Here is a 14,617-nt window from a genome sequence, read left to right as displayed (position 1 = left end):
CTAGGCGGTGGAACGATCCATCACGTAATGGTTCACGACAACGCGATAGCTATGAACCTTAGGCGCGATGTCATCGTTCACGGTCACAGCAAAGGGAATGGGAATCTGCGGCCGCAGCGCCTGATCGACGTAGCCGTCGGAAATCCAGATCACTTTTCCTGCGTTGTCGTAGTAGGTAGCCAGAACCTGGGGGATGTTCACAAGCTGGCCGCTCTGGTTCATCAGCTCGCCTTTGAGCAGGGTGTGTCCCGAATCGGTCTTCTCGAGTTGCTGATGCAGGACTCCAATCACCGGATCGGCTGAGGCGGGAACCAGAATCGACGTCGGGTTGAGCGTGACTTTCTTGACCTGATTCAGGTGAACACCGTCGAAGTCGATGCGGAACGGGGTGACCTCTTTGGGCAGGAGCACATGCGAGATCTTGTCAAAGCTGGTTTCTTCGCCAAGCTGTTCGTCGTTTTTCCCAATCAGGATTCCCTGCACGTCAACGTAGCCTGGGACCGTGTCTTCATTCACGAGTTCTCCCAGGATGATGACCTTGCCTTCACTCTCTACCGCATTCATGGAGGTAATCCGCACATGCGGACTCTCCGCGTTTTGCGCGCCCCACTCGTTGGCTTCGGAGTCGCTGTGGATGATGTCCCAACGCAGGTAGTTCACTGGAATCACCTGCGGCGCCAGATTTTGCTCGTGGCGCTTCGGCCAGACGATCTGCCAATTGCCGTTGTCGTTGACGAGTTTGAGATCTTTGTTCTCGAAGAGTTCTCCGACAGCCGTCCGCCACTCCAGGCTGGCGCGCACCAGGGCTTCGTTGCCGTGATTCGCGATCACGCGGGTGTCGGCGTTCTGCAGTTGCGAGAGCGTCTTTAGACTGCCGTCTCGACCAGCGATATCGCGGTGTGCGGTAGCAAAGTCAACGTTGCTCGAGGGCGCGATCAATGCATACGCGCCCTGGTAATCATCGGCTCGTACGCGGTCGTAGAAGGCCCGCACCGTGCCTTCGGGCGAAGTAGTCTTTTCTTTCTGTCTCGTGGGAGCTACACCGGCGGCGATCAGCACGCCTGTGATCACGGCCATGATGATGGCAAGCAGACGACTCATTACTGGGCCTCCCGAAGAACGACCGGCTCGGCCGCGGCAGTTGCGGGAAAGTTGATCGTCTCAGCCTGACGACGGCGCTCTGGGAACAGAATCAGCAGCGCCAAAGCGAAGACCACTGTGGCCATCGGCAGCGTTCCCCAGAGCAAGCTAAGAAACGGACTTGGCACTGCTCCCGCAGGCGGAGTGATCTTGTGCGCGGGCGGAACACTCTCCTTCGTCCACAGAGTGATGTTGCCGTTGTCATAGACTTCGGCCTGCCGCCATCCCCCGAATGCCAGCAGAGGCTCGTAGTAGCGATCGCGGACGAAGATGTATTTCAGCCCATAATGGTCTGCGTGCTTCAGCATGGAGCGCAGCGCTTCCATGCCGTTGCGGAAATATTTTGCGTTGGTGAGCTGGGCGGAGCCTCCGGCCATCAGCTCCGGCAGCAGCCGCCCGGAGTTGTAATCGCCGTCCACTGAACTTGCATTGGCCAGCACGCCGACGCGCGCGAGCTGCATTCCAAATCCGAGCGTAATGTAACGGAATTTGGCGTGATCGTCCCGATTCAGGAAGCCGATCACGTCGTCAATGCTGAAGCTTCCCGATTGAATGGGATTGGCATGCAGCCATGCCAGCGCTCCAGCGCCCGAGAGCACGGAAGCGAGAGCGAGACCGGCAATGGCTTTTCCGCGGAAGCGATCAATCAACCATTCTGCAATCAATCCGGCGAAGGGAAGCGCCATTAGCGTGGCCCAATATGTGAAGCGCTCGTAGGTCAGAATCTCCCAGATTCGGGTACCGAAAACAATCTTTGGAATCGGGGTCGTGCCGCCCAATCCGATCATGGCTACCAGCCACCAGAATAGGAACAATGGACGTAAACGCTTGTCCGTGGCACCACGCCAGAAGATGAACGGTATAGCAAGTATTAATGCCCCGGTCGGAATAACCCAGAAGTTCATTCCCAGAGTGGGCTCGAGGATGTAGTTGGCACGGCTCTCGTGGTAAATCGGAGCCTGCTTGATGGGGTTGTAATAGAACTCGACGAAGTAGGGCAGCAGAACCATCAAAACCCCAATGGCGGCGATGCCGGCAAAGATCGCGGTTCGTGCGGCTACCCGGCCAAGAGTGGCATCAGCCCGGTCTTCGCGGTGATCGATGAAGGCCAACCAGATAATTGGCAGTGCGAAGAACGGCGTGGCGAAGAACATACTGACGTGATGTCCTGCGCAACCTACAAGGAAAATGGCCAGGCCCTTGCAGAACGCGAGCAGACTCCCTTCACGAATCCATATGTAAAAGAACGGCAGTGAGTTCAGCAGCATTACCGAGGCGAAGGTGGTATTGATCTGCCCACTTTGGTACACCATCTGGACGAGCGATCCCAGGAAGATGCTGCCGATGGCAGCATAGAGCGCAGCCCGCTCGCTTACCCAAAGACGCGCGTAGCGATAGACGCCGATCGGCAACAGCAGGATGATCAGCATCTGCACGATGGTGTACGCGAAGTTTAGTCCAACGAGGTGTGAGAACAGAGCGATGAGCTGATGCACCAGCGGGGGATATGTCGTCTGCGAGAATCCCGCAAACCACTTCTCATTCCAGGGATTGAACCAATGGTGAGCATAGTGATCCGCGAAAAACATGTGCGTGTTCGCGTCGAACGAGCCTTGCGGCAACTGAAACAGCAATAGCGGCGCATGGGCAGCAAGCGCGAGCAGAAGCAGCCATCCGAAGACCGGCAGACGTTTAGTAGTAACGGGGAAAGTGGTGGAACTTAAAAGCAACACACGCCTCCAGAAGAGTGCTTACAGGGTAAGTTTTGATTCCATTTCGGCAGCTCGGGTTTTCCGGCAGCTCTGGTGGGAGGGCAGCGATTAGCAATTAGCAATTAGCGATTAGCAACGGCAGCGAAAAGGCAGCGATTAGCAATTAGCGAAGAGCGGGGGAGCCTGCGCCGTCCCTCACTGCTAGTGTGTATCTGCCGTTCGTGGCAGACTGATGGGGAGCTTAAAGCAGATTTGGGTTGGCTAATTGCTAATTGCTAATCGCTGCCTTTCCCGCTGCCTTTCTGCTGCTTTTTCACCTTAGCTGCTAACTCTTAGAGACTCTGCCTGCATCCAAGGAAGTTGCCGGCAGAGCTGCTGCACGAGCGACGTAGCCAAATCTGCCGGTCGGTCTGCATCAGCCAAGCAAACGATCAGCCAAGCAATACGCACCTCAAGCAGAGATGAAGAAGAGCAGTTACATAAATCCCATTTTCGCGCCCACTCTCATGTTCCCAAGATTTGCCCCGGTCTTTCGAAGAGCTCTCATTTTACTTTTTGCGTTCGCTGTTTCCATGTCGGCCCAGACATGGGAAGTTGGCGGTCAACAGACTCAGCCGCAGCAGCAACAAGCGCAAGCGCCACGGAAGAAGGCGGGCAAAGGCGCCTCTGTGCCGATGCAATCGACACAGCAGCAGGAGTCCGGTATTGGCACGTTCGGCGAGAGCATTTCGGTGCAGCGTGAGCAGCGTGCTGCCGACGAGGCGCTTCGCCATAACAATGCTGCGGTCGCATACGCGCATGCCAAGCGCGCAATTGAAATGGCTCCAGGAGATCCGGGAAGGTGGTTCACTTTGGGATACGCTGCCCGGCTCTCTGGGCACCTCTCCGATTCTGAGAATGCTTATAAGCGCGGATTGCAGATCTCTCCGAATGCTGCTGAAGGTCTCTCTGGCCTCGCTCAGACTTACTTTCGCCAAGGACGTGTTAACGATGCCAAGCGGATGCTGCTCGACGTAATCGCGAAGTACCCGAACCGCGTCGACGACCAGATGATGGCCGGCGAGCTCTTCATGCAGAGCGGCGATATTCGGCAGGCGCTCCAGATCCTGCAGCATGCCGAGCAGATCAAGCCTTCAGCTCACTCCGAATTACTGATGGCGATCGGCTATATGAAGCTGAAGGATACGGCCAAGGCGAAGGAGCTACTTGATCTGGCTCGCCACCGCGATCCGAACAACATCGACATCTTCCGCGCAGTCGCGAATTTTCAGCGCGAGTCACACGACTACCAGGGAGCCATTGCCACTCTCAGAAGCGCTCCTTCGCAGAAGCCCGATCTGCTCGCGGACCTCGGATATACCTATGAACTCGCCGGCATGAAGAAGGAAGCAGCGGAGACTTATGACCGCTATGCGAATGCCGATCCAAAGAACATCAACGCGCAATTAAGCGCGGCCCAAGCCTGGATGCACTTGAACGATTCCGCAAAGACGGAGCAGTTCATCGAACGCGCCGCCACCATCGATCCCAATCACTACCGCTTGCACGCTGTGCGCGCGGGGTTCGCCAAAATGCAGAGCAAAGATGCCCTTGCCGCCTCTGAGTACGAAGCTGCATTGGCACATATGCCGGAAGATGTACCCGAAGGCCAGATCTTCCCGATCGAACTTCGGCTCAACCTTTCTGAGATCTATAAAGGACTGGGAAACCGTGCCGCGGCACAGCAGCAGATCGCTCTAGCGGAGCAAGAGATCAACAAGATCCAGGTTGAGGGGCCGCAGAGGGCCGAATTCCTGCGGGTGCGGGCTTCCATCGCGATGGGCGGCAATGATTACAACGCCGCCGAAAAAGACCTGCAGGACGCGATGAAGCTTGATCCCAACAATTCCAATATCGAACTGCAATACGCCAACCTGCTATGGATCATGCAAAAGAAAGCTGAAGCAGAGCAGGCGTATCTTGCAGTGCTGAAGCACGACCCGAAGAACCGTTATGCCTATGAGAGCCTCGGATATCTCATGCGCGACTCCGGTAAGGTCCCGCAAGCGGAGCAGTACTTCCATGAGATGGCAAAGCTCTATCCGGACGATTACATCCCTTATCTGGCACTGGGCGACATGTACACCTCGCTCGATCGCCTCGATGAGGCCGAGGTGGCTTATGAACAGGGCTACAAACTAGCTCCGCAGAATGCCGCGATTATCGCCGGCGGTTCCAACGCGGCCATTCAGAATCACAAGTTTGTTTTGGCTAAGACGTGGGTTCATCGCAGTACCCCGGCGATGATGGACGATCCCCGCATCCAGCGGGAGTGGGAGCGCTCGGTATTCTTTGAAGGTAAGTATCGAGAGTCGGCCCAATTCGGATACAAGGTTCTGGCTCAACGTCCCAACGATCTCGATGGCGCGGTCTACCTGGCATATTCTCTCTATAACCTCGGCCGTTACGACGATACCCTCGCGCTGGCATCACGCTATGAAGTCGTACTGCCAAAGGAGCCAAACTTTCCGCTGCTCGCGGGCCATGTTCACAAACAGCAGGGCTTGCTCGACAAAGCAGTCGATGACTATGGTCGCGCACTGCAACGCGATCCCAAGATGGCCGAAGCGTACGTGAACCGCGGTTATGTCTTGAACGATCTGCAGGATGCCGAGGCCGCGATCGTCGATTTCGATCAGGCACTCAAATTGCAGCCGAACAATGGCAGCGCGCGTTTAGGCGCAGCGTTCTCGAATTTGGAGCTGCACCGTGCTCATGCTGCACTTGATCAGGTGGGACAGGCGGAGAAGCTTCTTGGTACCTCAGCGCCGATTCACGAGGTGAAGGCAACTGCATATCGTCAGCTCCGCCAGTTGCAGAAGGCCGAGACCGAATATCGCGCAGCAATTGCACTGGCTCCCAGCGACGTTTCGCTTCACATTGCCCTCGCCGATACGCTCTATTACGAACATAAGTATCGTCCGGCCATTGACCAGTTAACGATCGCTATCCGTGAACAGCCAGATGATCCGTTCCTGTACGCGCAGCGCGCTCATGCTGAAGCCGAACTGAAGATGCGGGCGGAGACGCTCGAAGACGTGAAGCTCGCCGAAGAGCAAGGCCCGGACCAGGGCGCCGTGCTGCTTGCTACTGGCGATGCTCTCCTATTGCTTGGAGAAAGGGACGCAGCGCAGCAACGTTTCATGCGCGCTCTCGATGCTCCGGATGCGAATCGCGTAGAGACGCGGCTGGCCTTCGCGCGCCTGTTCGCAAATCAGCACAAGTATGACGACGCTCGCCAGCAGATATCGCTGGGATTCACCGAGGCGCGCGTAGGTGAGGCTGCTCCGGCGACCGCCGATGATCTGGTTGCCGCCGGCAACATATTCCTCTCGATGAACGACTTCGATCTGGCGCAGAAACTGTATGAACGAGCGAAGGAATCAGGGGCCGCCGAGGAGCAAGTTGCCATCGGAATGGCCAACGTTGCGCTGGCCCAAGGCGACGATCGCCAGGCCGAGCAGTATCTCGCGAGCCTCGGCAGCCGCGATCAGTACGTGGACAACTACGACTACATGCTGGCCGAAGGCGCGATTTACCGCATGCGCCATGACATGCCAAATGCCGTCAATGCCTTTGCGCGCGCGAACGCGCTGGCGCCGGAGAACGAAAATCTTGAAGTGCAGCGAAGCCTGCATGAAGCCGCAGGCGAACAGGGCATTCCGCTCAACAGCAAGGTGAATGTGCTATCGGATTTCTCCGTGGCGCCCGTTTTCGATGACCTGACCATCTACGTGACCGACGCCAAACTCTTCGGACTCAGCGGGAACAGCGCGCAACTGCCGAGCGGCCGACGTCTTGTCGAGACGCAGTTTACGCAAGGCTATCGCTATCATCCGGAGGGAATTCCGGTTGTGGGTGGGTTCTTCCAGCTCGACCATTACTCCGGCAACTATTCGCTGCCGTTTGCCGCCCGTGTGGTCGATACAAGCACCAACAATTACAACTTCAACGCTGGAATCAATCCCGTTCTGCGCCTAGGCAGCGCAAGATTCGACTTCAGTACCGGACTGCAATTTACCGTTCGTCGCGATTCGAACGAGCGTTCGAAGTTCGACGTGAATCAGGATCTGTTTCGCCAGTTCCTGTATTTATCCAGCAGCCCGTTGTTCAATGCGCTCACGATCCGCGGGCAGGCGTACCACGAGGCTGGCCCGTTCACTTTGCAAAATTTGAGCTCCGGAGAAAAGGGAGCCCGCATCGACTTCACCGTTGGCCGTCCGTGGGGCAAGAATGCACTAGTCACGGGATACACAATTCGTGACCTGCAGTTCAGTCCCGTGGTAAGCGAGTTCTTCTCCACTTCGTCATACATCGGATTCGAGCGCAAGTTTGGACAGAAGTGGACGCTCACTCCGATGGTGCAGATGATCCGCTCGTGGAAGGTGCAGGCGCCGCAATATGCACGCGCCCAAGCCTTTATCCCGGCCGGCAGCTTTGAATATCGTCCCACTGAAAAATGGACGGTAAATGGAAATTTTGCATGGCAGTCGGGGCGGGGTAAGGACCCGTTGTTACACGCATATGACAACGTGCAGAGCGGAATCTACATCTCTTACCTAAAGCCGTTACGCCAGAACCAGCGTGACGGAGCAGGTGAATTTGCCGTCGAGTACCCCATACGGTTCTCGGCCGGCATCCAACAACAGAACTTCTTTAACTTGGCTGGCCACGGACAGACGGAGATTGTACCGGTAATTCGTCTGACGCTTTTTTAAGACCAGAAGGGCTCGATGGAAACTAGAAGTGATCTCATAACTGATGCACCGCCGTCGCGCGTACCGGCTGCCATTCTGCCAAGTGCGGCATTATGGGGGGGCACCGGCTTTAGCCGAGCCGTTAATAAAGGCTTGAATCATTCGCCTTTAGCCTCTGAGGCAGGCCTTTCTTCCTGCAGCAATCGAATCGCGGCGGTTCTTCATTCGCGCTGCGCTACCAGACCGCAGCGGCTAAAACCGGACGCATTGCGTGCGACTTTAACGGCACGGCTGAAGCCGACAGCCTTCCCGAAACCATGCGCTACTGCGCGGCGGTGGCTGCGATGGATGTAAGAGCAATTGTTCTGCTCGGACTGGCGGGCGAAGGGAACGATCGCGCGACCCCTGTCCTCGATTCTTCAGAAAACTTTGCTGGAACGCCGCTCGCTGTTCTTCCGGTATTAGGACAGCCGGTGCTGCATCGCGTTGTCGATCGCTTGAAATGCGCCGGAGTCGATTCGGTTTCGGTGCTCAGTGCGGCACGCGCGCCATTGGTCGATGATTGCTATCCTCCAGGGGTCAAGTGGCAAAACGTTGCGGATACTCAGCTCTGGCGAGCCTCAGAGGAGGAGTTCGATCACCTGGCTCATGATGGCGCTGAGCTCGTCTTGGTCGTGCGCCTGGGAGCTTATGCAGAAGTGGAAATTGATCCGCTGCTCCAATTCCATCTTGACCAGCGCAATCATATTACGCAGGTCGTCGATGCTGACGGCCCACTCGACTTTTTTGTTCTCTCCGGCTCGCGGCGCAATGATGCCGCTTTTTTGTTGCGCAACAAGCTGGGAAAAGTGCGCGTGCAGTCGCGTTCATTCGTGACCAGCGGATACGTGAATCGACTGCAGACCCTTGCCGATCTGCGCCGGCTGACGCTCGATAGCCTCTTACAGAAGACCTCGATTCAACCACAAGGCGAGCAGTTTCGCCCCGGCGTTTGGGTGGGGCAAGCAGCCAAAATCGAGGGCGACGTTCGCCTGGTCGCGCCGTGTTATATCGGACCATTCACGAGAGTTCGTTCAGGCTCGTTGATTACTCGTGGCAGCTCACTGGAACATCACAGTGTGGTGGATTGCGGGACTGTGGTGGAAGCAAGTACGTTGCTTCCGTTTTCCTATCTCGGAGCCGGACTTGATCTCGTGCACTCGATTGTCGGTTCCAATCGCATCGCAAGCCTGAAGCACGCGGCGGAACTCGAGATGGAGGACAAGACCCTGGTTTCAGTTGTTCCCGCGTCGTCGTTCTGGCGGACGGTTCGCGATGCTTCGCGCCTTGTAAGCTTCGTGCCGCACCAGATGTTCGCGAAATTGTTTGGCGAGCGCAAGATCAAGGAAACGCGGCCCTGTCCGGAGAGTGGGGAGAGCGGCTTCGATCCGCGTGCCGTAGCGCGGCCGGTAACACAGGAGCGTCAGCCGTTGACTCCAAGTGTCGTCACACGAATGAGGGAATATGGAAACCAGTAGGCCAGTAGTCGTGAAGAGGATGCCGGAAAGAGTGAACCGCCACGAGGCGCAAAGGTTCTTTGCCGATGTGCAGCCCTTCGTAACCTCAGACCGTCCGCAGCTTGTCTTCGATCTGTCGCAGGTAAAGCAGCTCGATGCCGCGGGTGTCGAAATGCTGCTCCGGTGTGTTGCGGAGGTAATGAAGCGCGATGGCGATCTGAAGCTGGCGTCTCCTTCGCGGCAGGCAAGCATGGTGCTGGAGCTGACGCGCACCGACCGCCTGTTCGAGATCTACGCGAACTCAACTGAAGCAGCTCGAAGCTTCTCTGGATTTCTGCCAAATGCGATGCAATCGATTTCGCCTTATCCCAAGCGAGCCGCCGAGGAGCTTCCGATGGCCGCTTGAGTCAGACCTCTTCTGGGAAGATTTCGACATCCAAAGCAGCAGCACCGAACGATGCTGGCACACAGAGCAAAGGGCTAAAACACGCGCCGGCATCTCTCCGCAATGAATTCAGGTTCCGACACAATTTCCCTACCGCTTCGCGGCGGATGGCGCGTGCGTTGCGCCGACTGGATTGAGAGGGGAGCCGCGTCGCGCGTGCTGGGCGGAAGCATCGTGATGCTGGCCGGCTCAGTGCTCGTCGCCAGCATCAACTTCGGATTCAACGTCAGTATGGCGCGCCTGCTTGGACCAGCGTTATTCGCCCAGGTCGCTGCTGTAGTGACTCTGCTCATGCTGCTTTCCTCGGTGAGCCTGTCATTTCAGCTGGTGTGCGCGAAGTTCGTCGCACGCAATGCCGTCATGTCCAGCAAAGTCGCGGTGTTCCGTGATCTCAGACGGAAAGCATGGATGGTTGGCGCAGCCATCGCAATCGTCCTCACAATTGCCAGGCAGCCAATCGCCGAGTACCTGCGGATGTCTGACTCGTGGCTCATTGCAGTGTTTGCGCTGGGAATGACGTTTTACACGCCGCTTGGCGTGAAGCGCGGCAACATGCAGGGACTGTGCGAATTTGGATCGCTCTCTCGCAACTACATTTTGGAGGCGGCTTCCAAACTGGCTTTGGCCATTCTGCTGGTGGAACTTGGATATGGGGTAATGGGAGCGGTTGGCGCGATCTCTGCGTCCATTGTAGCTGCGATCCTGATTCCCGGAGCGAAGGTTCAGAAGGCCGGCAATCTTGAGGAGGGCGAAGTTATCCCCGCATCTTTCGGAGAAGGCATTCAGGCGATTGTCTTCTTCATCGGGCAGGTAATCATCAACAACATCGATATTATTTTGGTAAAGCACTTCTTTACCGCCGAACTGGCAGGTCTTTATGCCGCGGTTGCGCTCGTGGGCAGAGTGTTGTACTTCGCCGCGTGGTCGATCGTTAGTGCGATGTTCCCCATCAGCGCCGCCGCAAAGGACGAGGACAGGAGACAAGTGCTGCTTTTACCACTGCTGATCGTACTGGGAATTTCGATTGGATTCATCGGCGTGCTCGCGCTGTTTCCCGGCTTCATCATTCACTTGATCCTGGGCGAAAGTTTCCGCTCCGCCGAACCGCTCCTGAGTCTGTACGCCTCAGCAACCGGACTCTACGCTCTTTCCGTTGTTCTGATGACTTATGAAATGTCGCGAAAGATCGCCAATACTGGCTGGCTGCAACTGCTGATCAGCGGGGCGCTGGTCTTTCTGATTTACACGTTCCACTCCAGTTTGCGACAGGTGATCGTTGTGCAGATCGCGCTGATGGCGCTGATGCTGCTGTTAGTTTCACTCCCATTTTTGCGTTCCATCAGACTTCTCAGATGGAAGGAGTCCCTATGATTCTTAAGCGCCGTGTTACTGAAGCACAAGTCATTGCTGAGTTTCTGAAAAACGAGTTCTATCAGAAGGAGTACGACAAAGACCGAAGAGAGTTCGAGTCGATCGTCCTCAATCCGGACATCACCGATGATGCGCAAAACATCGTTCGGCGAGCCTTGCTATACCGCCGTCGTGGACACATGCTTCGCGAGATTCCTACCGACACGGTATGGCAGGAAGCCGAGATCGACGCAGAGGATCTGAAGCGCATCCGTGTGTTTCCCCGTGCGCACTGGCGCAAGATCTCGGATGGAAGTTTCCTCCTGAGCGAGATTGTCAGGCGAATTCGCGAGTCGGCGATCGGGAAGAAAGATCCGGCATTCCTGAAAATTCAGCAACTGCGTTACCGGCTGCAGTCTGAACCGCTAACTTCAACGGTGTTGCTCATCGGCGTCGACGAAGAGTTGCCACTCACAATTCTGGAAGGAAACCATCGGCTGGCGGCTGCGATGCTGGTCTCACCCCACCTGGTGCATACCGGATTCCGGATGATCTGCGGCCTGTCGCCACGGATGTATGAGTCGTGCTGGTACGACACCAACATCCCGACTCTTTGGACTTACATCAAGAATCGACTCAACAATCTCGTAGATAAAGAAGCGAACGTAGAGCGTGCGCTGGCAGTGGGTAGCGACAAGACATCTCTACCTTTCGCAGAAACTTTGAAAACGGAGAAGGCGCGGGCGAAGTAGCAGCATGAAGCTTCTAAGCTCCTAAGCTCCTGAGTTGCAGAGCTACTAGCCGTAGATGGGATTTGAATTAAGAGCTGAGGATCTGAGCAGCTGTAGCTCTGCTTCCAACCTGCAGCTCTCCTGCCGCATCTCTCCTAAGGAGCGCCTGATTTGCAGTCCATCCCACGGAGTAGTTATGACACTGAAGCAACTTGCTTTGCGCTTCCTGGCCTTATTTCTATCGGTTCTGTTGTGCAACGTATCGCAGTTTGCAGCGGCTCAGAATACTGCTTCAGCGCCGCAGACATCGTCATCAGCACAAGATCAAAGTTCGCAAAGCGCAAATACGCCGGCTGAGCAGCAAAGTAATCAGGCGCCCGATGCCCGCAGCGGTCCTGCACGATACGACCCGGCTCAAGCTCCGCTGGCGCCTGTACCAACGAAGCGCCCTGCTGAAACGAATGCCACCCCGCCTGATGCGCCCAGCGAAGTGCAGCGTGCTCAGCAAGCGCAACCGGCACAGAGCACTCCTCAACCAGCGCCGGCGCAATCCGAGCCTGTGAACCCGCTCGGCACGGCCACAGCACAACAAGGAGCTACACGCGGCGGAGTTGCGTCGCGTCCGGCTGGTGAAGCAATCGCTCCAGCTAAGCAGCGCCAAGTCCACTCTGTGCTGATTAAACTCGGACTGGTGGCCGCGGGAGCAGTCGCTGTGGGCACTGTGGTCGGTCTAACTCGCGGGACATCGAGTGTTCCTCCCGGAGCAGCGCGTTAGCTCAACCGGTTACAAGTCTCTCAAGGAATTGGGCCAGTGAGTATCAAACGTCCGCTATTGATTAGCTTCTCCGGACTCGACGGCGCCGGTAAGAGCACGCAAATCGAAAATCTTCAGGAGCGCTTGACCGCGGCTGGGCTGAAGGTTCGCCTGCTCACTTTTTGGGACGACATCGTGGTGATGACACGATACCGCGAAAGCTTCGTCCACAAAGTGTATGGAAGTGAAAAAGGCGTCGGGGCGCCGAATAAACCCGTAAACCGGCGCGATAAGAATGTTCGCGCCTGGTATCTGACGATCCTGCGCCACGCGCTCTATCTATTGGACGCACTTCACCTGCGGACAACAGTGAAGAGACTGCTGAACTCAGGGGTTGACGTTGTCATTGTCGATCGCTACGTCTACGACGAGCTGGCGAACCTGCCACTGGAACGTCCGATGACGCTGAAGTTTGTGCGTTTGATCCAGAAGATTGCGCCTCAGCCGGACCTCGCGTATCTGCTCGATGCTGATCCCGAAGCTGCGCACAAGCGCAAGCCGGAGTATCCGGTCGATTTCATGCACAAATGCCGTACAGCTTACTACCGCTTGGCAGCCGTGTTAGGCACAATGACCATCATTCCTCCGCTGCCGCTTGCTGAAGCGAAGATGGCGGTGGTCACAGCCTGTGACAAGACCATTTTGGCACGGGAACTCGAAATTGCCACGCGGCCTCCGAATCTCGGAGTCGGTGCCCCGGCAGCGTAGCCGGCGCCTTCAACTGGAAATTATTTCAGCGCCACTGGCGCCGGCTCAATCTCTTCAACATCCACAATAGGAGTCGGGTACTTACCCGTATAGCAAGCTGTGCAGTAGCTGAGCTGGTCTGTTTCAGCGCAGGCGCGCCTGAGACCTTCCAGTGAGAGATATGCGAGGGAGTCCGCGCCTATGTACTCGCGAATCTCTTCGACGGACTTGTTTGCCGCGATCAGGTGCTTCCTGGATGGAGTATCGACGCCGTAGAAGCATGGAGAGATCGTTGGGGGGCAGGAAATTCTCATGTGAACTTCCGTTGCGCCCGCGTCGCGCACCATGCGAACGATCTTGCGGCTGGTGGTGCCGCGAACGATGGAGTCATCGATCAGTACAACGCGCTTGCCCTTCAGCAGATGCTGAACCGGATTCAACTTAAGGCGGACGCCGAAGTCGCGAACGCGCTGCTCGGGCTCAATGAATGTGCGTCCTACGTAGTGATTGCGAATGAGTCCAAAGCTGAACGGGATGCCGCTTTCATTGGAGTAGCCGACGGCCGCGGTAACTCCCGAATCGGGAACTGGAACCACGAGGTCTGCAACTACCGGAGCCTCCCGGGCAAGTTCGCGTCCGAGCGCCTCGCGGCTCTCCTGCACCGGACGGCCAAAGATTACGCTATCAGGACGCGAGAAGTAGACATGCTCGAAGATACAGCTCGACTGTTTTCGTGGCGGGGCAAAGATGCGCGAGTGCACGCCTTCACTGCCGACAATCACCAGCTCTCCGGGTCGAACATCGCGCTCATAGTGCGCGCCGATCAGATCGAAGGCGCAGGTCTCCGAAGCAAAGACAACCGATGGCCGCCCTGACACACTCGGCATCGTCGCCATCGAGAGCGGACGAAATCCGTGGGGATCGCGGGCGGCGAAGATGCGATCGCGCGTCATGAGCACCAGGGAAAAGGCGCCTTCGATTCGCCGCAGCGCGTCGGCGATTGCATCCGGCAGAGTCTGTTCTTTGGATTGCGCGATCAGATGTACGACCACTTCGGTGTCGCTGGTGGTCTGAAAGATCGAGCCGTTCTGTTCGAGCTGCCGGCGCAGAGTGTGCGCGTTTACCAGATTCCCATTATGGGCCAGGGCGATGGCGCCTTTGTTGCACTCCACGCGAATGGGCTGTGCATTCAACAGAGCGGAGTCGCCGGTGGTCGAGTAGCGCGTGTGGCCAATTGCCAATGATCCAGGCAGCCGGCCAAGAACGTCTTCGGTAAAAATGTCGGCTACGAGTCCCATGGCCTTGATATTGTGCAGGCGCACGAGATCGGAGCTGGCTATCCCCGCTGACTCCTGTCCGCGATGTTGGAGCGCATAGAGGCCCAGATAGGCGAGCTTGGAGGCTTCCGGGTGCCCGTTCACCGCAATCACGCCGCATTCGTCGTGGAACTTGTCGGATTTTTCGATGATCGACATTCAGTTCGAGGTCCCAAAGCTTCGTCGCTGC

At 56.8% G+C, this 14,617-nt stretch carries 10 protein-coding genes; 7 read left to right on the top strand and 3 right to left on the bottom strand.

What is annotated here, in order from left to right:
* Both DMG62_06720 and DMG62_06715 read right to left on the bottom strand, forming a co-directional pair.
* Entirely contained in the window at positions 1 to 1,101 is a 1,101-nt protein-coding gene (locus tag DMG62_06720; GenBank protein ID PYY23672.1) for a hypothetical protein, read from the bottom strand.
* Positions 1,101 to 2,870, bottom strand: coding sequence for a hypothetical protein (locus tag DMG62_06715; GenBank protein PYY23671.1), 1,770 nt, complete (start codon positions 2,868 to 2,870; stop codon positions 1,101 to 1,103). Before DMG62_06715 ends, DMG62_06720 begins: the two co-directional genes overlap by 1 nt.
* 443 nt (positions 2,871 to 3,313) lie before the next feature.
* On the opposite strand from DMG62_06715, the gene DMG62_06710 reads away from it, so the two are divergent.
* The 7 genes from DMG62_06710 to DMG62_06680 all read left to right on the top strand — a co-directional run bounded on the left by DMG62_06710 (position 3,314) and on the right by DMG62_06680 (position 13,132).
* Entirely contained in the window at positions 3,314 to 7,609 is a 4,296-nt protein-coding gene (locus DMG62_06710) for a hypothetical protein (protein ID PYY23670.1), read from the top strand.
* 296 nt (positions 7,610 to 7,905) lie between these two features.
* Positions 7,906 to 9,105 (top strand): hypothetical protein, encoded by a 1,200-nt coding sequence (locus DMG62_06705; protein ID PYY23669.1) that lies wholly within the window; start codon positions 7,906 to 7,908, stop codon positions 9,103 to 9,105.
* The gene (locus DMG62_06700; GenBank protein PYY23668.1) at positions 9,092 to 9,490 is read left to right on the top strand and encodes a hypothetical protein; all 399 of its coding nucleotides are present in this window, start codon (positions 9,092 to 9,094) and stop codon (positions 9,488 to 9,490) included. The genes DMG62_06705 and DMG62_06700 overlap by 14 nt, the downstream gene beginning before the upstream one ends.
* 102 nt (positions 9,491 to 9,592) lie before the next feature.
* Entirely contained in the window at positions 9,593 to 10,900 is a 1,308-nt protein-coding gene (locus DMG62_06695) for a hypothetical protein (GenBank protein PYY23667.1), read from the top strand.
* Complete coding sequence (locus DMG62_06690) at positions 10,897 to 11,631, top strand: hypothetical protein (protein PYY23666.1); 735 nt, start codon at positions 10,897 to 10,899, stop codon at positions 11,629 to 11,631. The genes DMG62_06695 and DMG62_06690 overlap by 4 nt, the downstream gene beginning before the upstream one ends.
* A 175-nt stretch (positions 11,632 to 11,806) precedes the next feature.
* Positions 11,807 to 12,385 carry a hypothetical protein gene (locus tag DMG62_06685; protein PYY23665.1) on the top strand — a complete coding sequence of 193 codons (579 nt, stop codon included), beginning with the start codon at positions 11,807 to 11,809 and terminating at the stop codon, positions 12,383 to 12,385.
* A 27-nt stretch (positions 12,386 to 12,412) separates the two neighbouring features.
* Complete coding sequence (locus DMG62_06680) at positions 12,413 to 13,132, top strand: thymidylate kinase (protein ID PYY23664.1); 720 nt, start codon at positions 12,413 to 12,415, stop codon at positions 13,130 to 13,132.
* Positions 13,133 to 13,152: 20 nt separating this feature from the next.
* Here DMG62_06680 and DMG62_06675 read toward each other — a convergent pair whose 3' ends face one another.
* Complete coding sequence (locus DMG62_06675; GenBank protein PYY23663.1) at positions 13,153 to 14,586, bottom strand: amidophosphoribosyltransferase; 1,434 nt, start codon at positions 14,584 to 14,586, stop codon at positions 13,153 to 13,155.
* Positions 14,587 to 14,617: the final 31 nt, after the last annotated feature.

It is taken from the genome of Acidobacteriota bacterium (genome assembly GCA_003225175.1).
GTDB lineage: Bacteria > Acidobacteriota > Terriglobia > Terriglobales > Acidobacteriaceae > Gp1-AA112.
Note: the sequence above shows the minus strand (reverse complement) of the source record. Positions and strands in the feature narration are given on the sequence as shown.

What these genes read in the sequence shown, in the direction of transcription:
- DMG62_06695 (PYY23667.1), top strand. Translation starts at nt 9,593, where the DNA reads ATGAATTCAGGTTCCGACACAATTTCCCTACCGCTTCGCGGCGGATGG.
- DMG62_06690 (PYY23666.1), top strand. Translation starts at nt 10,897, where the DNA reads ATGATTCTTAAGCGCCGTGTTACTGAAGCACAAGTCATTGCTGAGTTT.
- DMG62_06700 (PYY23668.1), top strand. Translation starts at nt 9,092, where the DNA reads ATGGAAACCAGTAGGCCAGTAGTCGTGAAGAGGATGCCGGAAAGAGTG.
- DMG62_06705 (PYY23669.1), top strand. Translation starts at nt 7,906, where the DNA reads ATGCGCTACTGCGCGGCGGTGGCTGCGATGGATGTAAGAGCAATTGTT.
- DMG62_06710 (PYY23670.1), top strand. Translation starts at nt 3,314, where the DNA reads ATGAAGAAGAGCAGTTACATAAATCCCATTTTCGCGCCCACTCTCATG.
- DMG62_06685 (PYY23665.1), top strand. Translation starts at nt 11,807, where the DNA reads ATGACACTGAAGCAACTTGCTTTGCGCTTCCTGGCCTTATTTCTATCG.
- DMG62_06675 (PYY23663.1), bottom strand. Translation starts at nt 14,586, where the DNA reads ATGTCGATCATCGAAAAATCCGACAAGTTCCACGACGAATGCGGCGTG.
- DMG62_06720 (PYY23672.1), bottom strand. Translation starts at nt 1,101, where the DNA reads ATGAGTCGTCTGCTTGCCATCATCATGGCCGTGATCACAGGCGTGCTG.